The 24,197-nt window shown below is 72.2% G+C and carries 20 protein-coding genes; 11 read left to right on the forward strand and 9 right to left on the reverse strand.

Going from position 1 to position 24,197, the window contains the following annotated elements:
• The first annotated feature begins 38 nt into the window (after positions 1-38).
• The 6 genes from AB0C38_RS33065 (at position 39) to AB0C38_RS33090 (ending at position 8,925) form a co-directional block, all read left to right on the forward strand.
• Positions 39-974: a 5-dehydro-4-deoxyglucarate dehydratase gene (locus AB0C38_RS33065; RefSeq protein ID WP_360681118.1), complete on the forward strand. Its 936-nt coding sequence runs from the start codon at positions 39-41 to the stop codon at positions 972-974.
• A complete protein-coding gene (locus tag AB0C38_RS33070; RefSeq protein ID WP_360681120.1) occupies positions 974-2,230 on the forward strand; it encodes a glucarate dehydratase family protein in 1,257 nt (418 codons plus the stop codon). Before AB0C38_RS33065 ends, AB0C38_RS33070 begins: the two co-directional genes overlap by 1 nt.
• A 4-nt stretch (positions 2,231-2,234) precedes the next feature.
• Positions 2,235-3,374: a hypothetical protein gene (locus AB0C38_RS33075; protein WP_360681122.1), complete on the forward strand. Its 1,140-nt coding sequence runs from the start codon at positions 2,235-2,237 to the stop codon at positions 3,372-3,374.
• Between the two features lie 16 nt (positions 3,375-3,390).
• Positions 3,391-4,845, forward strand: a complete 1,455-nt coding sequence (locus tag AB0C38_RS33080; RefSeq protein WP_360681124.1) for an aldehyde dehydrogenase (NADP(+)) — start codon at positions 3,391-3,393, stop codon at positions 4,843-4,845.
• 161 nt (positions 4,846-5,006) lie between these two features.
• Entirely contained in the window at positions 5,007-7,373 is a 2,367-nt protein-coding gene (locus AB0C38_RS33085; RefSeq protein WP_360681126.1) for a polysaccharide lyase 8 family protein, read from the forward strand.
• Between the two features lie 70 nt (positions 7,374-7,443).
• Positions 7,444-8,925 carry an NAD(P)/FAD-dependent oxidoreductase gene (locus tag AB0C38_RS33090; protein ID WP_360681128.1) on the forward strand — a complete coding sequence of 494 codons (1,482 nt, stop codon included), beginning with the start codon at positions 7,444-7,446 and terminating at the stop codon, positions 8,923-8,925.
• On the opposite strand, the gene rpmJ is transcribed toward AB0C38_RS33090, so the two are convergent.
• From rpmJ to AB0C38_RS33120, 6 genes are all read right to left on the reverse strand, one after another.
• Positions 8,916-9,038 carry a 50S ribosomal protein L36 gene (gene rpmJ, locus AB0C38_RS33095; RefSeq protein WP_155546278.1) on the reverse strand — a complete coding sequence of 41 codons (123 nt, stop codon included), beginning with the start codon at positions 9,036-9,038 and terminating at the stop codon, positions 8,916-8,918. The two genes, AB0C38_RS33090 and rpmJ, sit on opposite strands and share 10 nt — an antisense overlap.
• A gap of 90 nt (positions 9,039-9,128) precedes the next feature.
• The gene (locus AB0C38_RS33100; protein ID WP_360681130.1) at positions 9,129-10,301 is read right to left on the reverse strand and encodes a VWA domain-containing protein; all 1,173 of its coding nucleotides are present in this window, start codon (positions 10,299-10,301) and stop codon (positions 9,129-9,131) included.
• Positions 10,298-12,481, reverse strand: a complete 2,184-nt coding sequence (locus AB0C38_RS33105; RefSeq protein ID WP_360681132.1) for a DUF5682 family protein — start codon at positions 12,479-12,481, stop codon at positions 10,298-10,300. Before AB0C38_RS33105 ends, AB0C38_RS33100 begins: the two co-directional genes overlap by 4 nt.
• Positions 12,478-13,563 carry an AAA family ATPase gene (locus AB0C38_RS33110; protein ID WP_360681134.1) on the reverse strand — a complete coding sequence of 362 codons (1,086 nt, stop codon included), beginning with the start codon at positions 13,561-13,563 and terminating at the stop codon, positions 12,478-12,480. The genes AB0C38_RS33105 and AB0C38_RS33110 overlap by 4 nt, the downstream gene beginning before the upstream one ends.
• Complete coding sequence (locus AB0C38_RS33115) at positions 13,560-14,945, reverse strand: DUF5691 domain-containing protein (RefSeq protein ID WP_360681136.1); 1,386 nt, start codon at positions 14,943-14,945, stop codon at positions 13,560-13,562. The genes AB0C38_RS33110 and AB0C38_RS33115 overlap by 4 nt, the downstream gene beginning before the upstream one ends.
• Before the next feature lie 28 nt (positions 14,946-14,973).
• Entirely contained in the window at positions 14,974-16,293 is a 1,320-nt protein-coding gene (locus AB0C38_RS33120; protein WP_360681138.1) for an SWIM zinc finger family protein, read from the reverse strand.
• 135 nt (positions 16,294-16,428) lie between these two features.
• Here AB0C38_RS33120 and AB0C38_RS33125 point away from each other — a divergent pair, with 135 nt between their 5' ends.
• Together AB0C38_RS33125 and AB0C38_RS33130 are read left to right on the forward strand one after the other, a co-directional pair.
• The gene (locus tag AB0C38_RS33125) at positions 16,429-16,932 is read left to right on the forward strand and encodes a PadR family transcriptional regulator (protein WP_360681140.1); all 504 of its coding nucleotides are present in this window, start codon (positions 16,429-16,431) and stop codon (positions 16,930-16,932) included.
• A complete protein-coding gene (locus AB0C38_RS33130; RefSeq protein ID WP_360681142.1) occupies positions 16,932-17,531 on the forward strand; it encodes a GyrI-like domain-containing protein in 600 nt (199 codons plus the stop codon). Before AB0C38_RS33125 ends, AB0C38_RS33130 begins: the two co-directional genes overlap by 1 nt.
• 127 nt (positions 17,532-17,658) lie before the next feature.
• Here AB0C38_RS33130 and AB0C38_RS33135 read toward each other — a convergent pair whose 3' ends face one another.
• From AB0C38_RS33135 to AB0C38_RS33145, 3 genes are all read right to left on the reverse strand, one after another.
• Positions 17,659-17,922, reverse strand: coding sequence for a hypothetical protein (locus tag AB0C38_RS33135; RefSeq protein ID WP_360681145.1), 264 nt, complete (start codon positions 17,920-17,922; stop codon positions 17,659-17,661).
• Positions 17,922-19,988: an AMP-binding protein gene (locus tag AB0C38_RS33140; protein WP_360681147.1), complete on the reverse strand. Its 2,067-nt coding sequence runs from the start codon at positions 19,986-19,988 to the stop codon at positions 17,922-17,924. The genes AB0C38_RS33135 and AB0C38_RS33140 overlap by 1 nt, the downstream gene beginning before the upstream one ends.
• A gap of 284 nt (positions 19,989-20,272) precedes the next feature.
• Positions 20,273-21,211 carry a WYL domain-containing protein gene (locus AB0C38_RS33145; RefSeq protein ID WP_360681149.1) on the reverse strand — a complete coding sequence of 313 codons (939 nt, stop codon included), beginning with the start codon at positions 21,209-21,211 and terminating at the stop codon, positions 20,273-20,275.
• Between the two features lie 85 nt (positions 21,212-21,296).
• Here AB0C38_RS33145 and AB0C38_RS33150 point away from each other — a divergent pair, with 85 nt between their 5' ends.
• The 3 genes from AB0C38_RS33150 (at position 21,297) to AB0C38_RS33160 (ending at position 24,196) form a co-directional block, all read left to right on the forward strand.
• Positions 21,297-21,689 carry a VOC family protein gene (locus tag AB0C38_RS33150; RefSeq protein ID WP_360681151.1) on the forward strand — a complete coding sequence of 131 codons (393 nt, stop codon included), beginning with the start codon at positions 21,297-21,299 and terminating at the stop codon, positions 21,687-21,689.
• A gap of 377 nt (positions 21,690-22,066) precedes the next feature.
• On the forward strand, positions 22,067-22,816 hold the full coding sequence (locus AB0C38_RS33155; protein WP_360681153.1) for a 3-hydroxybutyrate dehydrogenase: 750 nt from the start codon (positions 22,067-22,069) through the stop codon (positions 22,814-22,816).
• A gap of 42 nt (positions 22,817-22,858) precedes the next feature.
• Entirely contained in the window at positions 22,859-24,196 is a 1,338-nt protein-coding gene (locus tag AB0C38_RS33160; protein WP_360681155.1) for an MFS transporter, read from the forward strand.
• Position 24,197 lies beyond the last annotated feature (1 nt).

Here is a 24,197-nt window from a genome sequence, read left to right on the forward strand (position 1 = left end):
CCGGCCGAAACCGAATAAGGACGAGAGAGCAGAAACTGATGGCACAGACCGAGATCGAGCTGGACGGCCTGCTGGCGTTCCCCCTCACCCCGTTCACCGAGGACCTCGAGGTCAACCTCGACGCGCTCGCGGAGAACGTGGAGAGCCACATCGCGGCGGGCGCCGGTGCGCTGTTCGTCGCGTGCGGCACCGGCGAGTTCAGCTCGCTCTCGCCCGCCGAGCACGCCTCGGTGCTCACCCGCTCCCGTGAGGTGGCCGCCGGCCGCGTCCCGGTCTGGGTGGGCGCCGGTGGCGGCGCGGCGTCGGCGCGGGCCGGCGTCGCGGCGGCCCAGGCCGGCGGCGCCGACGGTGTCCTGCTGCTGCCGCCGTACCTCGTCTCGGGGCCGCAGGCGGGGCTGGTCGACTTCGTCCGCTACGCCGTCGGCGACTCGTCCGTGCCGGTGATCGTCTACCACCGCGGCACCGGTGTGTTCACCGCGCCGGCCGCGGCTTCGCTGCTGGAGATTCCCTCGGTCGTGGGACTCAAGGACGGCTACGGCGACGTCGAGGTGATGACCCGGATCGTCACCACCATCCGGGCGCTGGACACCGAGCGGTCGCGGGACTTCCTGTTCTTCAACGGGTTGCCGACCGCGGAGGTCTCGGCCAAGGCGTACGCCTCGATCGGTGTCGCCCGCTACTCCTCGGCCGTGCACTGCTTCGCACCCGAGATCGCGCACCGCTTCCACCGCGCGCTCGGCGAGGGCGACACCCGCGTGATGGACGCCCTGCTGACCGGCTTCTACCTGCCGCTGGTGGCGCTGCGGGACGAGACGCCCGGCTTCGCCGTGTCCCTGGTCAAGGCCGCCGCCCGGCTGCGCGGCGACAAGGTCGGCCCGGTCCGGCCGCCGCTGGTCGAGCCGACGCCGGAGCAGATCCGCCGGCTCGAGAAGGTCGTGGAGGACGGCTTCGTCACCTTGAAGGCGCTGGGCTGATGAAGATCCTCGATGTGGTGGTGACGCCGGTCGCGTTCGCCGACCCGCCGCTGCTCAACGTCATGGGCGTGCACGAGCCGTTCGCGCTGCGCAGCGTGGTGCAGGTCAAGTGCGAGGACGGCATCGTCGGGCTCGGCGAGTCCTACGGCGACGACGCGTTCCTCGGCGAGGTCCGCAAGGTGCTGCCGCAGCTGCGCGGCCACGACGTCTTCGACCTGCCCGGCCTGCAGCGGCTGGTCGCGCGGGCGCTCTCGGGCACGGTCCTGACCGACGCCCACGGGCTGATCGGCGGGTTCTCGATCCGCAAGACCGTCGCGAGCGTCTACTCGCTGTTCGAGGTCGCGTGCCTGGACGTGCAGGGGCAGTACCTCGGCCGCCCGATCACCGACCTGCTCGGCGGCAAGGCCCGCGACGCCGTCGAGTTCTCCGCCTACCTGTTCTACAAGTACGGCAAGCACGTCGACGGCCGCGAGGACTCCTGGGGCGAGATCACGACGCCGGAGACCCTGGTCGGGTCCGCGAAGCGGATGATCGACGAGTACGGCTTCCGTTCGATCAAGCTCAAGGGCGGCGTCTTCGAGCCCGGCCAGGAGGTCGACGGGATCCGCGCGCTGGCCGAGGCGTTCCCCGGGCACCCGCTGCGGATCGACCCGAACGGCGCGTGGACGGTCGAGACCGGGATCCGGGTGGCGGCCGAACTGGACGGGGTCCTGGAGTACCTCGAAGACCCGACGCCGGGCATCGAGGGCATGGCGCGGGTCGCCGAGCGGGCGTCGATGCCCCTGGCCACCAACATGTGTGTCGTGAACTTCGGCGACATCGACCCGGGCTTCCGGGCGCGCGCGATCGGCGTGCTGCTGTCGGACCACCACTTCTGGGGCGGCCTGCGCGCGACGCAGTCGCTGTCGACGACGTGCGAGAGCTTCGGCGTCGGCCTGTCGATGCACTCCAACAGCCACCTCGGGATCAGCCTGGCCGCGATGGTGCAGGTCGCCGCGGCGACCCCGCACCTCACCTACGCCTGCGACACGCACTGGCCGTGGAAGGTCGAGGACGTCGTCGAGCCGGGCGTGCTGGAGTTCCGCGACGGTGCCGTCGCGGTGCCGGCGACCCCGGGCCTGGGTGTCAAGCTGGACGAGGACGCGCTGGCCCGGCTGCACGAGAACTACGTCCGATGTGGACTGACGAAGCGGGACGACGTGACGTACATGCGCAATTTCGTCGAGGGCTTCGAGCCGAACACAGTGAGGTGGTGACCCGGTGAAGGTGACGGGATACGCCTACCCCTGGGACGTCCTGGAGGCCGGGTTCGCCTCGCGGGCCCGCGACCTCGGCGTCGACGAAGTGGCCGTCGCGCTGTCGTACCACAGCGCCCGCGCGGCGACGCCGTGGTCGGCGTCGCACACGGCCGTGGTGGCGCGGCACGCGGCGTTCTACCGCCCGGTGCGTGCGGAAGCCTGGGAAGGCAAACGTTTGCGGCCGTCCACTCCGGACTGGGTAGCTGCCCGGGACAGTGGTTCCGACGCCGTCCGGGTGCTGAACGAGGTCGGGATCCCGGCGGCCGCGTGGATCGTGCTGACCCACAACTCGCAGCTCGGCTACGAGCACCCGGACGTCGTGGTGCGCAACTGCTTCGGCGAGAGCTACCCCTGGGCGCTGTGTCCTTCGCAGCCCGCGGTGCGCGAGTACGCCGCGACGCTGACCGCCGAGGCCGTCGCCGGGCTGGAGCTGTCGTCGGTGATCCTCGAGGCCTGCGGCCCGCTCGGCGCGGTGCACCAGCACCAGCACGAGAAGACCGACGGCGTCTGGGCGCCGGCGGTGGCCCGGCTGCTGTCGATCTGCTGCTGCGATGCCTGCGCGGCGGGTTGGGACCTCGACGCGGACGCCGTGCGGGCCCAGCTCGTCGAGGAGGTCCGGCGGCTGGTCGCGACCGGCGACCTGGGCGTGACGGCCGACAACCTGCCGCCCGAGCTGACCCAGATGCTGCTACGCACCCGGCAGGAAGCGACCGATGCCTTGCGGGCCGCGGTGCTCGCGTCGCTGCCCGCGGGCGTGCGGATCGTGCTGCACGGCGCGCTCGACCCGTGGGTGACCGGCGCGCTGCCCGGGCTGACGCCGTCCGCGCCCGACGACGTCGACGCGGTCGTATTGTTCGGGTGGGCGCCCGCCACCGGGGCCGACGCCGTCGCGGCGGCCCGGGAGGCGCTGCCCGGCCGCGTGGCGATCGGCAGCTACATCACCGCGGTCGCCGCCGCACCGGTGCCGGACATCGCCGCGTACGTCGGCGAGCTGGCCAAGGCGGGCGCCGCGGAGCTGCACCTGTACCACCTCGGACTGGCCGGTCCGGGCCGCTGGAGCGACCTCGGCACGGCCACCGCCGCCGCCCACGAGATGCACTGAGGAGCTGTCCCAAGTCATGAGCCAGGCCACCGACGCCGCCACGCTCGAGAAGATCCTGACGGCCGCGGCCGAAGCCGCCCGTCCCGCCGCCGCGGCCACCCCGGCCGAGCGCGCCGGCTGGCTCGTCGCGGCCGCCGACGCCCTCGACGCCGCCGCGGACGAGCTCGTCCCGCTCGCCCACCGTGAGACCCACCTGCCCGCCACCCCGCGGCTGGCCGGCGAGCTGAAGCGCACGACGTTCCAGCTCCGCCTGTTCGGCGAGGTGCTCACCGACGGCGAGTACCTCGGCGCCACCGTCGATCACGCCGACGCGGACTGGCCGATGGGCCCGCGCCCGGACATCCGTCGGGTCAAGACCGCGATCGGGCCGGTGCTGGTGTTCGCGGCCAGCAACTTCCCGTTCGCGTTCAGCGTCGCCGGCGGCGACACCGCGTCCGCGCTCGCCGCGGGCTGCCCGGTGATCCTCAAGGCCCACCCCGGCCACCCCGAGCTGTCCGCCCTGACCGGCCGGATCGTGCGCGAAGCCCTGGTCGGCGCCGGTGCGCCCGAAGGCATCTTCGACGTGATCTTCGGGCAGGAGGAAGGCGTCACCGCGCTGAAGGACCCGCGGATCGCGGCGGCGTCGTTCACCGGGTCCATCCCCGGCGGGCGCGCGCTGTTCGACATCGCGAACGCGCGGCCGCGGCCGATCCCGTTCTACGGCGAGCTCGGCAGCGTCAACCCGGTCGTCGTCACCGAGGCCGCGATCGCCGCGCGCGGGGAAGCCGTCGCGAAGGGCTACGCCGGGTCGTTCACCCTCGGCGCCGGCCAGTTCTGCACCAAGCCGGGCCTGCTGTTCCTGCCCGAGGACCACGGCCTCACCGACACGCTGCGCTCGGCGCTGGACGGCGCCGCGGCCCAGCCGCTGCTGAACGACCGCATCGCCGCCGGGTACGCCGACAAGCTGGCGCAGCTGCGGGAGGTGCCGGGCGTCGACGTCGTGTCGGAGTCGGCTTCGGAGTCGCCGGCCTTCACGCCGACGCTGCTGGCCACCACCGGCAAGCAGTTCCTCGAGGGCGGCGACGCGGTGCACGAAGAGTGCTTCGGCCCGGCCTCGCTGATCGTCACCTACGCCGACCAGGCCGAGCTGCTGCGCCTGCTCGACGTCATCGAACCGGGGCTCACCGCCACGATCCACGGCGAAGAGTCCGATGTGGACTGGATCCGGCCGGTGCTGCCGGCGCTGGGCCGCATCGCCGGGCGGCTGCTGTGGAACGACTGGCCCACCGGCGTCACGGTGAGCTGGGCCCAGGAGCACGGCGGCCCGTACCCGGCCACGACCGCCCCGACCACGACGTCCGTCGGCACCGCCGCGATCGAGCGGTTCCTGCGTCCGATCGCCTGGCAGGGCTTCCCCGACGCCCTGCTGCCCGAACCCCTGCAGGAGGCCAACCCCTGGCAGCTGCCCCGCCGCACCGACGGCTCCCGCTGATCCACTGACCCGCGGGGGCGCCCCCCCCGTTTTCCACGTTACCGCCCGGCACCGACAGTTTCGGTGCCGGGCGAGCCGAGCCCCTGCTTCCGCCGCCGCACAACTGAATCCCGTTCCCCATCCCGCAAGCCGAGGATGTCTTGATCCTGGGAGGCATTGTCATGCCCGTGAACCGGAGAAACGCCCTGCGCGGCGGCGCCCTGGCGGCCGCTTCCACCGTGTTCCTCACCCGTCCCGCGTTCGCTTCGGCGGCCCCGTCCGCGGCCCCCGCCGCGAGTGGGGTGCCGGCGGCCACCGCGCCGATCGTCGCCGCCTACCGGCAGCTGCAGACCGGCATCAACCGGCCGTCACCGGAACGCACCGAGGCGCTGGCCAACCTGAGCCGCGTCGCGAAGGCGTACAACGACAGCATGTCCGTCGCCGGCGGGGGTGCTCCACTGTGGATGGACCTGCCGCTCGGCCCGGGCAGCGACTACACGACGTCGATGTACGCGCGGCTGCGCGCGATCGCCGTCGACTGGGGCACGCCGGGCGGCGCGCTGTCCGGCGACCCGGCGGTGCTCGACCGGATCAAAGCGGCGCTCGAGCTGATCTACGCGAGCCAGTACAACCCGGACGTCGGCGAGATCGGCAACTGGTACACCTACGAGATCGGCGTCCCGTACTACGTGCTGCACACGCTTTCGGTGGTTGCCGACCAGCTGACCGCCGACGAGCTCGCGCGGTACGTGAGCCCGATCAAGCGGTTCGTCGGCAACCCGAACGTCCGCGCGAACAACACCGGGCTCGTCGAGACCGGTGCGAACCGGGCGGACAAGGGCCTGATCTCGATCGTCGCCGGCGCGCTGATCGGCGACACGGCGTGGATCAAGACGGGCATCGACGCGCTCACCGACGTCGCCGGCGGGGGCGCGGCGAGCGTCGTCGCCAAGCTGGACCGCGCGGCCGGCGACGGCTTCCACGTCGACGGCTCGTTCATCCAGCACGACACCATCCCGTACCCCGGGCACTACGGCATCGTCCTGCTCACCGCGCTCGCCGGCGCCATCCACGTCACGCAGGGCACGGAATTCGCGCTCCCGCAGCCGCTGAAGGACAAGATCTACGCGCTGGTCGCGGACAGCTTCGCGCCGTTCGTCTACGCGGGCGCGCTGATGGAACCGGTGCGCGGCCGGATGCTTTCGCGGCAGGGCGAGACTGGGCACGACATCGGCCACCAGTTGACGGTCGCGACGCTGGTGCTGGCCCGCACGGCTTCGGGCAAGACGAAGACCGACCTCGACGCCCTCGCCGCGAAGTGGATCAAGGAAGGCACGTACGCGCCGTTCCTCAAGATCCCCGACCCGGAGCGGTTCGCGCCCGGCCCGGACCTGGTGGCGACGCCGGGCATCGAGTTCGCGCAGGCCATGCTGGCCTCGGGCGCGCGCCCCGCGCGGGTGGTCGCCACGCACCGGGACTTCGGCCAGCAGGACCGGATGGTGCACGTCACCGACGGCTGGTCGGCGTCGCTGGGCGTCAGCTCGACGCGGATCTCGCGCTACGAGTCCATCAACGGCCAGAACCTCAAGGGCTACTACGTCGGCGACGGCGTGCTCTACACGTTCCTGCCGAACGCCAGGGGTCACTACACCGACGCTTACTGGCCGACGGTCGACCCGCTGCTGCTGCCGGGCACGACCGAGAACGACGGCCCGGCCGACCCGAAGTTCGGCAACGTGCCGGTCGGCCCGAACCCGCACACCGGCGGCGTCCGCTGGGACGACAAGCACGGCACCTACGCGTTCGACTTCAAGTCCTGGGACGGGTCGCTCGTCGCGAAGAAGTCGTGGTTCTTCACGCCGTCCGGGATCGTCTGCCTGGGTGCGGGGATCACCAGCACGTCGGCGTCGAACGTGCGCACGACGATCGAGAACCGCAACCTCGGCGAGGGCGGCCGGGGTGCGCTGACCGCCGACTTCCGGCGCGTCGCGACCGATCTCGGCAAGGTCTCCGTGCTGCGGCGGCCGCGCTGGGTGCACCTGGAGAACGTCGGCGGGTACGTGCTCCTGGACGACGCTTCCGTGACGGCGTTGCGGGAGGACCGCACCGGCGCGTGGCGCGACATCGACACCGGCGCCAACACCAAGGGCACCACGACGCCGAACACGCGCCGGTACCAGAAGCTGGTGCTGGAGCACGGAGTCAAGCCGACGGACGCGAAGTACGCGTACGCGGTGCTGCCCGGCGCGTCGGTCCTCGGCACGGTCGGCGCGTCCTGGGCGTGGCAGGTGCGGGCGAACACCGCGACGGTCCAGGCGGTCCAGGTCGGGGACACCCTGCTGGCGAACTTCTTCGCGGCGGGCTCAGCCGGTGACGTGCGCGTCTCCGGGCCGGCGTCCGTGGCGATCGGGCGGTCCGGGTTCCGGCGCGTGCTGGCGGTTTCGGACCCGACCCAGACGCAGGACAGCGTGACGGTGACGGTCCACGGCAAGTCCGTCGTGGTGCCGCTGAAGGGCTCGTTCGGCGCGACGAAGGTCGTCACCCTGTAGTGGTCCTCCCCGCCGGGTCGGTGCCCCGACCCGGCCCGGCGGGGTCCCCACCTCGGTTACGCTGGATTTCATGACCAGTGCCGAGCACGTGGACGTCCTGATCGTGGGCGCCGGCCTGTCCGGCGTCGGCGCGGCCTGCCGGCTCCAGGAGCGGCTGCCGGGCCAGACGTACGCCATCCTCGAGGCGCGGGACACCATCGGCGGCACCTGGGACCTGTTCCGCTATCCGGGCATCCGGTCCGATTCGGACATGTTCACCCTCGGCTACCCGTTCCGGCCGTGGAAGGACCCGAAGGCGATCGCCGACGGCCCGTCGATCCTGGCCTACATCCGGGAGACGGCGGCGGCGCACGGTGTCGTCGACCGGATCCGCTTCGGCCACCGGGTCATCACCGCGAGCTGGTCGTCCACGGACGCGCTCTGGACGGTCTCGACCGCGCACGCGGCGACGTTCACCTGCCGGTTCCTGTACCTGTGCAGTGGTTACTACTCGTACGAGAGCGGGCACGTCGTCGACTTCCCCGGCCGCTCGGAGTTCGCGGGGGAGATCGTGCACCCGCAGCACTGGCCCGCTTCGCTGGACTACACGGGCAAGCGGGTCGTGGTGATCGGCAGCGGCGCGACGGCGGTGACGCTGGTCCCGGCGATGGCACCGGACGCCGCCCGGGTGACGATGCTGCAGCGTTCGCCGTCGTACATCGTGGCGCGGCCAGGGCAGGACGCGCTCGCCGACCGGATCCGCGCGCTGCTGCCGGAGAAGCTCGCGCACCGGGTGGTGCGCGGCAAGAACGTCGTCATGGGCACGTTCTTCTTCCAGCTGATGCGGCGGCTGCCGGACTGGGCGTCCCGGACGCTGCGCGACCGGGTGGCGGCGCAGCTGCCGGCGTCGATCCCGGTGGACCCGCACTTCGTGCCGTCGTACGACCCGTGGGACCAGCGGCTGTGCCTGGTCCCGGATGCGGACCTGTTCCGGGCGCTGCGCTCGGGCAAGGCGGACATCGTGACCGACCGGATCTCACGGTTCACGGCGTCCGGAGTGGCGTTGGAGTCGGGCCGCTCGCTGGACGCCGACCTCATCGTGACGGCGACGGGTCTCCGTCTGGTGGCCTTCGGCGGGATCGCGCTGACGGTCGACGGCCGCGCGATCGAGCCGGGCGAGCAGCGGGCGTACAAGGGCATGATGTTCGGCGGCGTCCCGAACCTGGCTTGGTGCGTGGGCTACACGAACAACTCGTGGACGCTCCGGGCGGACCTGACGTCCCAGTATGTGTGCCGCCTGCTGGCGCACCTGGATCGGCGCGGGTACGCGTACTGCGCCCCGGACGCGGCCTCGGCGTCTTCCGCGGGCCGGCCGCGGCCGATCGTGGACCTTGCGTCGGGGTACATCAAAAGGGCCGCCTCCGGCCTGCCGAAGCAGGGTGAGAGGCGGCCCTGGATGATGCGCCAGAACTACTTGCTGGATCTGGCCGACATGCGGTTCAACCGCGTGGAAGACGGAGTGATGCGCTTCAGCCGCGCGCGGGCCCGCGCGACCGCCTCGAATCAGCCCTGACGAGCCTTCTGACGCGGGTTGTCCTTGTTGATCACGAACACGCGGTTACCGCGCCGGATCACCTGGGCGCCCGGCTGGCGGGCGAGCGAACGGACCGAGCTGCGAACCTTCATGGTGAGCCGTCCCTTCCTGGTCGGCGGTGCGGGCCCCGAACACGTCCCGCTCTCTCGTCAACCGCCGGCCAGTCGGTTTCATTCCGCAACTCAGCTGGTCTCGCGCGCCACCCAGGCCTGCAGGTCGTCACCCCGGATCGCCGCCGCCATGAGCTCCGGGAACTGGTCCGGGGTGCACGCGAACGCCGGAACCCCCAGCTCCGCCAGCGCCGCCGCGTTCTCGTGGTCGTACGACGGCGCGCCCGAGTCGGACAGGGCCAGCAGCGTCACGACCTGGACTCCCGCCCCCACCAGCTCGGCGACCCGGTGCAGCAGCTCGTCCTCGTTGCCGCCCTCGTACAGGTCGCTGATCAGCACCAGCAGCGTCCGCTCGGGGCGCCCGACCAGGCCCTGGCAGTAGGCGATCGCCCGGTTGATGTCCGTGCCGCCGCCCAACTGGGTGCCGAACAGCACGTCGACCGGGTCGGCGAGGTGCTCGGTCAGGTCCGCGACCTCCGTGTCGAACGCGACGAACGACGTCTTCAGCGCCCGCATCGACGCCAGCACCGCGCCGAACAGCCCCGAGTACACGACCGACTCCGCCATCGACCCCGACTGGTCCACGGCCAGGATCACGTCACGCTGCACCGCCTGCTGGCGCCGGCCGAAGCCGATCAGCTTCTCCGGCACGATCGTGCGCAGCTCGGGGGAGTAGTGCTTGAGGTTCGCGTGGATCGTGCGCGCCCAGTCGACGTCGCCGGGCCGGGGCCGGTGCGTGCGCGACGCCTTGTCCAGCGCGCCCTTGATCGCCGCGCGCGTGCGCTCGGCGAGCCGCTCCTCCAGCTCCTCGACCACCTTGCGGACGACCTCGCGCGCGGTCTCCTTGGTCTCCTCGGGCAGCACGCCGTTCAGTGAGAGCAGCGTCCCGACCAGGTGCACGTCCGGCTCGACCGCCGAGAGCAGCTCCTTCTCCAGCAGCATCCGGGTCAGCCCCAGCCGGTCGACGGCGTCGCGCTGCATCACCTGCACGACGGTGCTGGGGAAGTAGCGCCGGATGTCGCCCAGCCACCGCGCGACCCGCGGCGCCGACGCGCCCAGGTTCGCGCTGCGCGGCCCGCCGGCCTCCTCCTCGTCCGGCTTGTCGTAGAGGGCGGCCAGCACCGAGTCGACCCCACTGTCCTCATCGGACAGCTCGGCGTCGGCCAGGCCCGAACCGGGACCCGCGCCCTCGGCGCCCAGCACCAGCCGCCAGCGCCTCAGCCGCTCCGTGTCGACGGTACTCATGCCCCCACCCCCAGCAGTGTCGCGAGAACGGGCAGCACGCGTTCCGCCCGGTCTTCGTCCAGTTCCTCGGCCACCGCCACGACCGCCGCGGTGCCGGTGAGCCCGGTCGCGCGGTGCCCGATCGCTCGCTTCTCGGGCCCGCTGAACGCACCGAAAGTGCGGCGCAGCAACGGAAGCACCTCGGTGAAGACGTCGTCGTGGATCGCCGCGAGCCACGCGTCGATCACCCGCAGCAGGCCTTCGTCGTGCACCAGCAGCAGCGCGCCGCCGTCGAAGAAGCCCTCGACGTAGGCCGCGCCCGCCGACGGCGCGACGCCCGGCGTGAGCGCCCGGCCCAGCCGCAGTTCGACGTCCAGCGCGTCGAGCAGCCCCGCGTCGAGCAGGATCCGGGTGAGCCGGCCGGCCAGCAGGGGTGGCAGTGACGGCCGTTCGGCCAGCCGCGCCAGCGCCGCGAGCCAGCGCTCCTTCGGGTCGTCGCCCAGCAGGGACGTCGCGTCGTGCACCCCGTCGACGAGCTGGGCCATCCGGGCCGCGGCGTCGTCGTCGATCCCGTGCGTCGCCGGCGGCAGCCCGGCGCAGATCCGGTCGAGCATGCGGTCGGCGACCGCGCGCAACGCGCCCGTGCCGGTGCCGCGCACGTTCCCGTACCGGGTCGCCCTGGCCAGCGCGGGCAGCGCCGACATGAGCCGGGCGACGTCCGCGTCGGCCGCCGCCCGCGCGTCGAGGGCCGCCAGCGCTTCGGGTAGCGCCTCCGGCAGGTCGGCGAGCAGGCAGTTCTCGACGGCGGTGGTCACCTCGTCCAGCGGGGGCGTGCCCCCGACGGTGTCGCGGACGGCGGCGGTCGCCGCCGAGGGCACAGTGGTGCCGTGGACCGCGGCCGCGACCAGGTCGACCTCGAACGCCGGTTCCCAGCACAGCGCCCAGGTCTCCCGGAACGTGCCCTTGTTCCGCCGTGCCGACGCCTCCCGGCTGCCCCACTCGATGCCGAGGATCCGCAGGCGGTGCAGCAGCTTCGAGCGGTCGAGCCCGCCGGGCGTCCGCAGGTCGAGGTCGAGCTCCTTGACGATCGGGTCCTTCTTGAGCCGCAGGCGTTTCGCCGTCGCGGTCAGGTCCGCGGCCAGCGGCGGCTGCGGCACCCGGTCGGGCACCTCGCCGAGCCGTTCGCCGACGACCAGCCGCCGCGTGACCAGCTCGACCTGGACCTCGTCACCGCCGCAGAGCACGGACCGGGTGGCTTCGGTGACCTCGGCCAGCCCGGCCGACGACCGCCCGCGCAGGGTGGCGAGGGTTTCGGACAGCCGGACCGCCTCGATGACGTGCGCGGTCGAGACGGGCAGGTCCTCCTCCCGCAGCACCGCCGCGACGCCGGCCAGCCAGCGCGTGGTGACGTCCTCGGCCGTGGTGAAGAGGTGGTGGTACCAGCCCGGCGACCGCACGCCCGCGCCGTAGCCGCTGGCCGCCGCGAGGCGCCCGTGGGTCCACGGCACCCAGGTGCACGCGACCTTCCGCTTCGGCAGTCCTTTGAGGACGGCCTGGTCGTGCGACGCCGGCGGCAGCGGGTCGGCCAGCGCGGGCACGTGCCAGGCGCCGCAGACCACGGCGATGTTCTCGAAGCCGTCCTTGCGGGCGCGGCGCAGCACCGAGCGCATGTGGGCCTCACGCCGGGCTTCGTTGCCGCGCGGCGGTTCTTCGTCTTCGCGCAACGCGGTCATCGCCTCGGCGATCACCTCGAACGGGTTGTCGTCACCGCGCCGCGACTCGACGACGTCGTCCCACCAGCGTTCCGGGTCGTCGTAGCCGCCGGCCGCGGCCAGCGCGGCCAGCGGGTCGCCGGGCGGCCCGCCGTGCTCGTCCGGCCCCGCGGCGAACGTGTTCGCGGCCGGGAGGTCGCAGAACCGCACCGGGATCCCGGCTTCGCGCGCGTACGCGAGCGCCTGCCATTCGGGGCTGAAGACGGCGAACGGCCAGAACGCGGCGCGCGAGACGTCGTCGGTCGCGTACGCCAGCAGCGCGACCGGCGGCGCCATCGCCGGGTCTTCGGTCAGCTCGACCAGGGCGTCGGCCTCCGGTGGACCTTCGATCAGCACGACGTCGGGTTCGAGCTCGGCGAGCCGCGCCGCCACGGCCCGGGCCGAACCCGGGCCGTGGTGGCGGATGCCGAGGAGGTGGGTCGAGGTCACGAAATCTCCTGGCCCGCCCGGTAGAAGTCGGCCCAGCCGTCGCGCTCGCGGATGACCGTCTCGAGGTACTCGATCCAGATCGCGCGGTCGGCCACCGGGTCCTTGACCACCGCGCCGTGGATGCCGGCCGCGATGTCGTGCGGGCGCAGCACGCCGTCGCCGAAGTGGGTGGCCAGCGCGAGGCCGCCGGTGAGCACGCTGATCGCCTCGGCCGTCGAGAGGGTGCCGGACGGGGACTTCACCGCCGTGCGGCCGTCCTCGGTGCGGCCCGACCGCAGCTCGCGGAACACCGTGACCACCCGCCGGATCTCGGCCAGCTCGGCGGCTTCCACCGGCAGCTGCAGCGATGTGCCCAGCTGGGCGACCCGCCTGCTGACGATCTCGACCTCCGCCTCGGCGCTGTCCGGCAGCGGCAGCACCACGGTGTTGAACCGCCGCCGCAGCGCGCTCGAGAGCTCGTTGACGCCCTTGTCGCGGTTGTTCGCCGTCGCGATCAGGTTGAAGCCCGGCCGCGCCTGCACCTCGGTGCCCAGTTCCGGGATGGGCAGCGTCTTCTCGGACAGGATCGTGATCAGCGAATCCTGGATGTCGGCCGGGATGCGGGTCAGCTCCTCGAGCCGGGCGAGCTTGCCGTCCCGCATCGCGCGCAGCACCGGGCTTTCGACCAGCGCGGCGGCGCTCGGGCCCTCGGCGATCAGCCGGGCGTAGTTCCAGCCGTAGCGGATCGACTCCTCCGACGTGCCCGCGGTGCCCTGCACCAGCAGCGTCGAATCCCCGCTGATCGCGGCGGAGAGGTGCTCGGACACCCACGTCTTCGCCGTGCCCGGCACGCCGAGCAGCAGCAGCGCACGGTCGGTGGCCAGCGTCGCGACGGCGACCTCGATCAGCCGCCGCGGGCCGACGTACTTCGGCGTGATCACGGTGCCGTCCGGCAGGGTGCCGCCGAGCAGGTACTCGACGACGGCCCACGGGGACAAGTTCCAGCTGGGCGGCTTGGCCCGGTCGTCGGCGGCGGCCAGCGCGGCCAGCTCGGCGGCGTGGTCCTGTTCGGCGTGCGGCCGGAGGACGGTGGCGGCGGTCATGCGAGCTCCTCGTACATTTCGCGGCGGAAGTTCAGCGTTTCGGTGAGCGCCCGGCGCCACGGCCCGGCGTCCATGGTCAGGCGGGTGGTGGCGAGCGGGTGCCGCAGGCACGCCGCGGGGACCGCGCGGGCGATCACGACGGCGGCGTGCGAGACCAGGCGGTGGTCGTCCTGGCGGGCGATCCAGTCGAGCAGGGCGGTGCCGAGCTCCTTGGTCCACGGCCGCGGCAGCTCGTGCACCAGCCGCGCGAACGACTCGACGGGCAGGCGGCTCACCAGGTGCCCGACGGTGGCGGCCTGGCTCGCCGGGCTCAGCACGCCGAGCAGCGGCGGGGTGGTGCGGCCGCCGGGGTCGGCGCCGATCAGAGCCTGCGCCCAGGTTTCGTCGCGCTGGCGCAGGGCCGCGGTGGCCCAGGAGTCGCGCAGCACGCCGGCCGGGCAGCCCTCGACGGTCATCCGCACCACCTCGGCGGGCGGGCCGAACTCGGTCCAGAAGGCCAGCGGAGCGGCGGCGGCGAGGGTGCGCAACCGGACGGTGCCTTCGCCGCGTTCGCCCTGGGGGACGGAGACTTCGAGCACCCGGCCGCGGCGGCGGACGAGCGGGCGCAGCCGGTCGGCCATGCTTTCGCCGTACCGCGTGCCGGGCAGCCGGCCGAGCAGTTCGGCGGCGCGTTCGCGGACGGCGGCCGCGCGATCGGTCAGGGCGGCTTCGAGGAAGGCTTCGTCTTCGGCGCTCACGTGCCCGGCGAGCACGCCGAGGAAGTCCGACCGGACATCGGCCGGCTCCCGCTTCCACGACCCTTCGAGGGCTTCCCGGGCGGTGCGGGGATCGTCGGCCAGCTTGGTGGCGAGCCAGCGGCGGCGCTGGGCGAGGCTGCCGTACTGCCACACGTCGCCGGACTCTTCGGGCGGCGCGGAAAGGAAGGCCCAGTCGGGGTTCCGCTGCCCGAGCCAGGCCCCGACCGGCCCGGCGACGGCGACGAGCGGCCCGCGCAGGGCGGCCTTGCTGCGGGCGGCTTCGGCGAGCAGGGGGAGGGTTTCGGGCGGGACGCGGTACGCCGTGCCGGCGACGATGCCGAGCCACTCCACGAGGAGGTCGGGATGGCTGGCGGCGAGCAGCCGGGCCAGCCGTTCCCGTGCGAGAGGCGGGACGAAGGGCCGCTCGTCGGCGGCAGCGACGGGGAGGGGGCGGACGTCGGCCAGCGGGCGTCGCCCGGCCCGGCGGTAGGTGGTGAGGACGGCCGCCGCGGCGAGGAGCTCTTCGGCGGGGTCTGCGCGGTCCGCGACCAGGTCTTGGACGGCGGGCGGCTGGGTGGCGGGGTCGAGGGTGCGCCGGCGGGTGCCGAGCAAGGCGGTGCCGACGAGGTCATCCCAGGCTTTCACGGGCGCACCTCCTGGTTGTCGTGAACGTTCACAGCCGCACCGCCCGGTCTTCCTGCCAGCACATCAGCGGCCGCAACCCCGGCTGGCTCCACTCGCCCGCGACCGTCAACGGCTTGCCCGCGGACATCGCCAGCAACGACCACGGGAACGCGTACGGCACCAGCGGTAGCGCGGTCCCGTCCTTTTCGGACAGACACCACCCGCCCGCGTGTTCGGCGGGCGTCACGCCGGAAAGAAGGACCGGCCAGCGCTCCAGCCACGGATCCGCCGCCATCGCCCGCGCGTGCGCCGCCAGCGCGTCCGAGATCGAACCGCCCTCGGCGGCCGGCGCCGGCAACGGGATGCCGCGCTCGGCCACCAGCGCCCGCAGGGGCGCCGCGCCGGGGTAGAACGCCAGCTCCGCCGTCAGGAAATGCCCGGGTGGCAACGACGCGTCCAGCGGACGGCCCGGTGGCGCGAACGACAGCACCAGCGCGTCCCGGCCCGTGTTCCGCCCGCGCAGCCAAGTGCGGCGCGTGAGCAACCGGTCGTTCTCCTCGTCGGCCGCGCCCGTGATCAGCCACTCGTCCGACACGCGCTCGCCGCTCTCGAGAACCCGGGCGGTCTCCACCGAGAACCCCAGCCGCGTCCGGACGGTTTCCGCCAGCGGAACCGGCAGCGAATCCAATCGGGTCGCCGCGTCTGCCAGCAGGTACAGCAGCGAAAGCTCGCCGAGCAGCGCCTCCGGCCAGTCGCGGCGGCCGACGATGCCCGCGGCCCGCCGGAGACCGCCCGCCAAGCCGGACGCCTGCGCGTCGACCATCCGCGCGGCCACCGTGCGCAGCTCTTCGCCGCCGCTGCGCTCGAAACCGGCGAAGCCCGCGCCGACCCGGTCGGTCAGCCAGACCTTCAGCTCCGCGACACCGCCTTCGACCCGCGCGGCGCGCTCGCCGGCCCGGCGGGCGGCGGCCTCCTCGTCTTTCGGGCCGGCCGCTTCCGCGCGCTTCTCCGCCCGCTGGGCGCGATCGGCGCGTTCGGCGAGCCAGGTGTGCACCCACTCGGGTGGTTCGGCCGGCTCGAGCTGCCGCGCGGCCCACACCATCAACAGCCCGAGCGCGTGCTTGCACGGGAACTTCCGGCTGGGGCAAGAACACCGGAACGCGGGCTCGGCGAGCTCGACGCACGTTTGGTACGGCTTCTTGCCACTGCCCTGGCAGAAGCCCCACACGGCGTCTTCGGACGCCCCCGCGCCCGACCACTTCGCCGGCGCGGCCAGCGCCCGGCCCGCCTTCTCCGAAGCGGGATCCGGGGCGAGCCCGGCCACGCGTTCCGCGGTCCACGGCACCGCCGTCACCACCTGTCCCCCCACTGGTTTCCTTTGCCGTCCGGTCGAATTCCCCAGGCTAGTGGCCCGGGGAGGCTTACCCGGTGAAGCATGCCAGCACCCACCGACAATTTCCGGCGACCTTGACGAGCGGCCATATTCTAGTCCTAGAATAGTCGCGTGCTGACCGACGCGGAACTGACGGTGCTCGGCCTCGTGGTCGAGCGGCCGAGGCACGGCTACGAGCTGGACGAAGTCGTCTCGGAACGCGGCATGCGCGACTGGACCGCCCTCGGCTTCAGCTCGATCTACTACGTGCTCGGCAAACTGCGCGACCGCGGCCTGGTCGCCGAGGTCGCGGGGGAGCGGGCGCACGCCAAAGCGAAGAAGACGTACACGGCGACGGAGGCGGGCCGGCAGGCGTGCGCGGCGGCCGCGGAGGCGGCCATCGCCGAGCTGCGCCCGGTGCACCCGCCGGTGCTGGCCGGACTGGCCAACAGCCCGGCTATCCCGCCCGAACGGCTAGCGGCGGCGTTGGCCCGGCGCGCGGAGGCGGTCGAGGAGCGGCTGGCCGAAGTCCGCCGCGCGGCCGCGGTGGAAGCACCACCGTTCGTCCGGGCGATCTTCGACTACTCCCTCGCGCAGCTCGAAGCCGAAGCCGCGTGGCTGAAAGGAATGACCTGATGCCCTACGACGTCAAGAGAGACCTGAAGCAGCTGTACGCGCCGAAGAACACCGACTGGGCGCTGGTCGACGTGCCCGAGCAGCAGTTCCTCGCGATCGACGGCCGCGGCAACCCGAATACGGCCGAGAGCTATGCGCGAGCGGTCGAATCCCTTTACGCCTTCGCGTACACGATCAAGATGACGGCGAAGCGAACCGGCGAAGACTTCGTCGTCGGGCCGCTGGAAGGCCTGTGGTGGGCTGAGGACTACGCCGCGTTCACCGTGCGGGCCAAGGACTCCTGGCAGTGGACGATGCTCATCGCCCAGCCCGCGTGGATCGGCGAGGGCGCGGTCGAGGAAGCCCGGGAATCGGTGCGGCGCAAGAAGAAGATCGACGCGCCGGTCCGGCTGGAGAAGCTGCACGAGGGCCGGTGCGCGCAGGCTCTCCACATCGGTTCGTACGACGACGAAGGCCCGCTATTGGCCCGGTTGCACGGCGAGTTCCTCGAGCAGCAAGGGCTCGAGCCGGCCGGGTTGCACCACGAGGTGTACCTCGGTGACCCGCGGCGGGTGGAGCCGGCGAAGCTGAAGACGGTGCTGCGTCAGCCGGTGGGCTGAGCACGGCCGCGCGTTCGCACCGGGCCCGGCATGTTCGCGCGGTCGTGGTGCAGTGAACGACCCTTTCACCGCGTCAGATGAGGTGAAAGGGTCATTCACTGCGTCCGGGCCACCGTCGCCATAGCGATCAACCGCTCGGCGGATCGAGCTCCGCGAGCCCGCGTTCCCACCGCGCACGCCGTTGCGCGGAAGTCTGCTCCCACCACGGCTCGCCGCGTTCCCCCAGCGCCACCTTCGCCAGCTGGGTACGTGCGCGATCCTGCACCCGACGAGCCGCCATCAGATGCTTCTGCAGCCGGTCACGGACGTCGTCGGGGATCTCCGGGTCCGTCGCTCGCCAGCGGCGGCCGTTCACGATGATGTAGCGGCTGTCCGGGGTGTACTCGGGCATCAGTATTCGGTGGTAACCGGCCAGGTGTCGTCGTGCAGCAGGCGCTTCAGGATCTTGCCCGTCGCGTTGCGGGGCAGGTCCGGCACAAAGTACACGTCCCGCGGCACGGCGAACCGCGCCAGCCGCTGGTGGATGTAAGCCCGGATGTCCTCCGCGTGCAGCGAAGCGCCGCGCCGCGGGACGACGTACGCCGCGAGGCGCTGGCCCCACTCCGCGTCCGCCACGCCGACCACCGCCGCGTCGTGCACGCCGGGCAGCGCCACCAGTGCCTCTTCGACCGGGCGGGGGAACACGTTCTCGCCGCCGGACACGATCATCTCGTCGGCGCGGCCGGTGACGAACAGGCGGCCCGCCGCGTCGAGGTAGCCGACGTCGCCGGTGGCCATCAGGTCCGCCGCGCGCGCCGGGTCCGTGCCGTTCGTGTAGCCGTCGAACAGCATGTCGTTGCCGACGAAGATCTGGCCCTCGCCGCCCGGCGGGACGGGCTTGCGGTCCTCGTCGAGGATCGCGACGCGCGTGCCGAGCGGGCAGCGCCCGGCCGTGCTCGGCGCCGCGCGCAGGTCACCCGGGTCGGCGATGCTCGCCCAGGACACCTCGGTCGAGCCGTAGAAGTTGTAGAGGACGTCGCCGAAGGTGTCCATGAACTGCGTGACGAAGGTGCCGGACATCGCCGACCCGCTGCTCGCGACGATCCGCAGCGACGACAGGTCGTAGCGCGCCCGCACCCGCTCGGGCAGGTCCATGATCCGCTGCAGCATGATCGGCACGACGAACAGCGCGTCGCACTTCTGCTCGGCGATCGCCCGCAGCGTCTCCTCGGCGTCGAACTTGCGGATCAGCGCCAGCGACGCCCGCAGCGCCATGCCGAGCTGCATCGCGGCCAGGCCCCAGCTGTGGAACAGCGGCGCCGCGACGAGGATCCGGTCACCGGAGCGCAGCGGGATGCGGTCGAGGATCGCCGCGGCCGTCCCCATGCCCTTGGGTGTGGGTCGCCGCGCGCCCTTTGGCGTCCCGGAGGTCCCGGACGTGAGCACGACCACGCGGCCCGGCCGGTCGACCGGCTTGGGCGGGTCGGCGGGCGCGGCGTGGATCAGCTCGTCGACGGTCGGGTAGCCGGTTTCGGCGTCCGGCCACGTGCTGATCCGGGCGAAGTCGCCCGGGACGTTCGCGATGGTCTGGGCGAACTCGTCGTCGGCCAGCACGGCGGCCGGCTCGTGCTCGGCGAGGACGTCCTTGACCGAAGCCGCGGACAGGCCGGTGTTGAGCAGGATCAGGTCGGCGCCGAGCTTGCTGGCGGCGACGAACGACTCGACCATCGCGGCGTGGTTGCGGCACATCAGCGCGATCCGGTCGCGTTCGCCGACGCCGAGCTCGCTCAGCCCGTTCGCGAGCCGGTCGCTGCGCTCCTGGACCTGCCGGAAGGTGCGGAGGTTGCGCTCGTCGTGCAGGGCGGGTTCGTCGGGGACGCGGGCCGCGGCGGCCTGGTAGCCCCCGGCGATGGTGGCGCCCCAGTGGGCGAGCTGGCTGAGCTGGCGGGCGATCTTGTCCGGGCGGCCCGCGCTGAGGACGCCGGCGCGCACCAGGATGCTCGCGGTGCGCAGCTTGGTGGCCTTGTTGCCGTCGGTGTCGGGGTCGGGGTCGGACTCCCCGGCCAGGTGCAGGTCGAGGCGCCGCCCGAGGGCGCGGAGGTCCTTCTTCACCGACGACACCAGATCCAGGTGCGAGGGCGGCAGCATCATCCGGACGAACAGCTCGGTCTTCCCACCGGCCAGGGGTCTCAGCTCGAGGGAGACCCACGTGCCTTCGTCGGGGACACCGCACCACACGACGTGTTCGCCGGGCCGGTACACGACGGCCTGGACCTGAGCCTCCATCACGCGTCCACGCTCGGGGACGATCCGGATCACGCCCTTGGGTCCCCGGCCGCGCGAGGCAGGCTCGTGGATCTCGCACCCGCTGATCTCGGGCACGAACCGGGAGTACCACTCCGGCGATCCGACGATCTGCCACACCACGTCCGGCGTGTGCCCTACTACTGCACTCGCCTCGACCACATCGTCACGCATCTCTGCCCTCACCGAAGTGTCACCGAACACACGTTCAGGTCACGGAGGCGTCACAGTAACAGCAAACGGGTGATCCCGGATACTCCGAACGGCCAGATACCGGTCAGTAACGGACACTCGCAGTAGGTGTTCTCAATGTCCACTGTGGAGTGATTAACGCCGTTCACCGAGCATAACGGGCGAGCGGCTTCGATCAAAGGCTCGCGAGTTCGATCTTCGCGGACTTCTCACCTTCGCCAGGGGTGAGCGGCCGGCGAATGTCATGGTCATTCTCAATCCCGACATCAAGGTATATATCGGGCAATCAGCTCGGAACCCAGGCGGGCCAGTTCGGCCTTCACCGAGTCCGGGCTTTCGACCTCGACGAGCGCGCCCCAGCCCGCCAGCTCCTGCGCGATCATGATCGGCGCGGGCGCCGCGACCCTCGCTCGCACCCGGTCGTCCGGCAGTTCCGCGACCAGCTCGCAGTGCCGGCCGAACCGATCGCGCAGCACGCCGAAGTGGCGGCGGGCGAGGACGATGTCCGCGGTGAGGAGTGACCGGCGCCGTTCGATCTCTTCGACGACCTCCTCCCACACCTTCGCCAGTTCGAGGTCCGCCGGACGATCGGCGGCGTCATCGGTGGCGGCCGCCTCGACGATCCGGTCCACCCGGAACGTCCGGCGGCCCTTCGCGGTCCCGGCGACCAGGTACCAGACGTCGTCCTTGTCGACGAGGCCCCAGGGGTCGACGAGCCGTTCCGACTTCTCGCGTCCGGCGTAGGTGAGCCGGACGCGCCGGCGCGCGATGACGGCGTCCTGCAGCAGTGACACGATCGGTGGCCGGTCCTTCACGCGCTCGCCCCAGCCGGTCTGGTCGACGAGCACCGCCTCCGCGGCCGCCGACGCGTCCGCCCGGAACGTGCCGGGCAGCGCGCCCATCAGCTTCCGCAGGGCCGACTTGACCTCCGGGGCCGCAGCCGCGGCCGGGCCGGCCAGGAGGAACAGTGCCTGCGCTTCGCGGGAGGTCAGGCCGGATAGGTCGGTGCGGGCGCCCCCGACCAGCCGCCAGCCGCCGCCGCGGCCCGGCTGCGGGTAGACGGGCACCCCCGCCGTCGAGAGCGCTTCGAGGTCGCGGCGGGCCGTCGCGACGGAGATCTCCAGCTCGGCCGCGAGTTCCGCGGCCGTGACGCGGCCGCGCGTCTGCATCAGCAGGAGGGTGGCCACGAGGCGGTCGGCGCGCATGGGAGAAGTCTCGCAAACAAAGTGCTCATTCGGTGCGCACTTTCATCCCGCATGATGGCTCCACACCGCTTGAAAGGGAGTAGACATGCTGCGAGGAATGGCCACCGTCTCCTACTTCGCCGACGACCACGCGGCCGCACAGGCCTGGTACACCGAGTTCCTGGGGATCGAGCCGTACTTCCACCGGCCGGGGTACGCCGAGTTCCGGATCGGCGACTACCAGCACGAGCTCGGCCTGATCGACCGCAAGTACGTCCCGGCGAGCATGGGCGGGGCGAGCGGCGAGATCGTCTACTGGCACGTCGACGACCTCGAGGCCACCGTCGCGCGCCTGCACGAGCTGGGCGCGAAGGAGAACGAGCCGATCACCGAACGAGGGCCCGGGTTCGTGACGGCGTCGGTCGTCGACCCGTTCGGCAACGTCCTCGGCGTCATGACGAACGTGCACTACCTGGCGGTGCTGAAGGAACGCTCATGAGGCGGAAGGCCTCCTTCACGCACTTGTCGCACCGCTCGTGCCGGACGGTCTTTTCGGCCGGATCGGTGCCGTAGAAGGGAAAGCAGCCCGCGCCGCAGCTCGCGAAGTAGATGAGGCCGAGCCGGACCTCGCCGCGGCCGACGTAGTCGGCAAGACGGCGGCGCGGATCCGGCCCGCACTCGGGGATCCAGCCGTGGGCGGGCAGGCGAGCCGACCCGGACAACGCGCTGCTGACCGCGCCGGGATCGCCGAAATCTCCACCCGATCGTGGGATGCCTTCCTGATCTCCCTGTGTCGTCCCGCACCACAGGATCTTCGCGAGCTGTAGCTCCCTCGCACATAGCCCGCGACCCGGGTCACGCTTACCGTTCCCGTCCATGACCAGCGATCTGGACGGGCGCACCGCCCTCGTCACCGGCGGGGCCGGCGGTATCGGCCTGGCCTGCGTCCGCGCCCTCGCGGCGGCCGGGGCGAAGGTGCACGTCGTCGACATCGACGCCGAAAACACCGAGGCCGTCGCCGGCGAGGTCGGGGGCTGGGGGCACGTCGCCGACCTGACCGATCCCGGCACGATCGACGCCCTCCCGGCCGAGGTCGACATCCTGGTCAACAACGCCGGGATCCAGCACGTCGCGCCGCTCCAGGACTTCCCGCCCGACGCGTTCACCCGCATCCAGGCGCTGATGGTCACCGCTCCCTTCCTGCTCATCCGGCACACGCTTCCGGCCATGTACGCGCGGGGCTTCGGCCGGATCGTCAACATGTCGAGCGTCCACGGGCTTCGCGCGTCCGCCTTCAAATCCGCGTACGTCGCAGCCAAGCACGGTCTCGAAGGCCTCTCCAAGGTCGCCGCGCTCGAAGGCGCCGAACACGGCGTCACGAGCAACTGCGTGAACCCCGGATACGTCCGCACGCCCCTCGTCGACGGTCAGATCGAGGCGCAGGCCGCCGAGCACGACATCCCGCGCGAGGACGTCGTCACCGAGGTCCTCCTCAAGCGGGCCGCCATCAAAAAGCTCATCGAAGCCGATGACGTCGCTTCCCTGGTGACGTGGCTGTGCTCGCCGCACGCCGGCCACGTCACCGGGGCGTCCATCCCGCTCGACGGCGGCTGGACAGCCGCGTAAAGCCGCCTGAAACCCTGACACCACAAGGAAGTGGAGCCCGCAGTGAGTCAACCGAACCGATCGGCGATCGCCAAGATCGTCGGCGCGAGCCTGATCGGCACCACCATCGAGTGGTACGACTTCTTCCTCTACACCTCGGCCGCCGCGCTGGTGTTCAACAAGCTGTTCTTCCCGACGGCGAACCCGCTGACCGGCACGCTGCTGGCGTTCCTGACCTACGCCGTCGGGTTCCTCGCCCGTCCGGTCGGCGGCCTGGTCTTCGGCCACTACGGGGACCGGCTCGGGCGCAAGAAGCTCCTGGTCGTCAGCCTGGTGCTGATGGGCGGCTCGACCTGCCTGATGGGCGTGCTGCCGACATTCGCGAGCGCGGGTGTCGCGGCGCCGATCCTGCTCACGCTGCTTCGCCTCGTCCAGGGCTTCGCGCTGGGCGGTGAGTGGGGTGGGGCCGTCCTGATCGTCTCCGAGCACGGCGACGACCGCCGTCGCGGCTTCTGGGCGAGCTGGCCGCAGTGCGGCGCGCCCGGCGGCAACCTCCTCGCGACCGCCGTCCTGGCGATCCTGTCCGCGACGCAGTCCGACGCGACGTTCATGGCGTGGGGCTGGCGCGTCCCGTTCCTGCTCTCGGGCGTGCTGCTGCTGATCGGGCTGTGGATCCGGCTGGCCGTCGCCGAGTCGCCGGTGTTCCTGGCTGCGCAGAAGCAGGCCGAGACGCACGCCGACAAGCACGTGCCGGTCGTGGAGGTCTTCCGCAACAGCTGGCGCCAGGTGCTGGTCACGATCGGCGCCCGGATGGCCGAGAACGTCTCGTACTACGTGATCACCGCGTTCATCCTCGTGTACGTCACGACCGGGCTGCACCTGCCGAAGGGCGTCGGCCTGAGCGCCGTGCTCATCGGCTCGGCCGTGCACTTCGTGACGATCCCGCTGTGGGGCGCGCTGTCCGACCGTGTCGGGCGCCGTCCGGTGTACCTGTTCGGCGCGATCGGGATGGCGTTCTGGGGCTTCGCGTTCTTCGCGCTGCTCGACACGAAGTCGTCGGCGGTGATCGTGCTGGCCGCGACCGTCGGGCTGGTGCTGCACGGCGCGATGTACGGCCCGCAGGCCGCGTTCTTCGCCGAGCAGTTCCCGACGCGGGTGCGCTACACGGGGCTGTCGGTCGGCGGGCAGCTGTCGTCGATCGCCGCGGGTGCCGTCGCGCCGCTGATCGCCGTGGCCCTGTTCTCCGCCTGGGGCAGCACCGTGCCGGTGTCGCTGTACGTCGCGGCGATGTGCCTGATCACGGTGGTCGCGCTGCTCGCGGCCCGCGAGACGCGCGGGGAGTCGCTGCACGACGTTGGTGGCGAGGACGTCGAGGCGGAGACGGCGACCGTTTCGCCCTAGC

Source organism: Amycolatopsis sp. NPDC048633 (assembly GCF_040650695.1).
Lineage (GTDB): Bacteria > Actinomycetota > Actinomycetes > Mycobacteriales > Pseudonocardiaceae > Amycolatopsis.

What these genes read in the sequence shown, in the direction of transcription:
- AB0C38_RS33080 (WP_360681124.1), top strand. Translation starts at nt 3,391, where the DNA reads ATGAGCCAGGCCACCGACGCCGCCACGCTCGAGAAGATCCTGACGGCC.
- AB0C38_RS33155 (WP_360681153.1), top strand. Translation starts at nt 22,067, where the DNA reads ATGACCAGCGATCTGGACGGGCGCACCGCCCTCGTCACCGGCGGGGCC.
- AB0C38_RS33100 (WP_360681130.1), bottom strand. Translation starts at nt 10,301, where the DNA reads ATGAGTACCGTCGACACGGAGCGGCTGAGGCGCTGGCGGCTGGTGCTG.
- rpmJ (WP_155546278.1), bottom strand. Translation starts at nt 9,038, where the DNA reads ATGAAGGTTCGCAGCTCGGTCCGTTCGCTCGCCCGCCAGCCGGGCGCC.
- AB0C38_RS33140 (WP_360681147.1), bottom strand. Translation starts at nt 19,988, where the DNA reads ATGCGTGACGATGTGGTCGAGGCGAGTGCAGTAGTAGGGCACACGCCG.
- AB0C38_RS33130 (WP_360681142.1), top strand. Translation starts at nt 16,932, where the DNA reads ATGCCCTACGACGTCAAGAGAGACCTGAAGCAGCTGTACGCGCCGAAG.
- AB0C38_RS33065 (WP_360681118.1), top strand. Translation starts at nt 39, where the DNA reads ATGGCACAGACCGAGATCGAGCTGGACGGCCTGCTGGCGTTCCCCCTC.
- AB0C38_RS33070 (WP_360681120.1), top strand. Translation starts at nt 974, where the DNA reads ATGAAGATCCTCGATGTGGTGGTGACGCCGGTCGCGTTCGCCGACCCG.
- AB0C38_RS33135 (WP_360681145.1), bottom strand. Translation starts at nt 17,922, where the DNA reads ATGCCCGAGTACACCCCGGACAGCCGCTACATCATCGTGAACGGCCGC.
- AB0C38_RS33110 (WP_360681134.1), bottom strand. Translation starts at nt 13,563, where the DNA reads ATGACCGCCGCCACCGTCCTCCGGCCGCACGCCGAACAGGACCACGCC.
- AB0C38_RS33090 (WP_360681128.1), top strand. Translation starts at nt 7,444, where the DNA reads ATGACCAGTGCCGAGCACGTGGACGTCCTGATCGTGGGCGCCGGCCTG.
- AB0C38_RS33150 (WP_360681151.1), top strand. Translation starts at nt 21,297, where the DNA reads ATGCTGCGAGGAATGGCCACCGTCTCCTACTTCGCCGACGACCACGCG.
- AB0C38_RS33145 (WP_360681149.1), bottom strand. Translation starts at nt 21,211, where the DNA reads ATGCGCGCCGACCGCCTCGTGGCCACCCTCCTGCTGATGCAGACGCGC.
- AB0C38_RS33085 (WP_360681126.1), top strand. Translation starts at nt 5,007, where the DNA reads ATGCCCGTGAACCGGAGAAACGCCCTGCGCGGCGGCGCCCTGGCGGCC.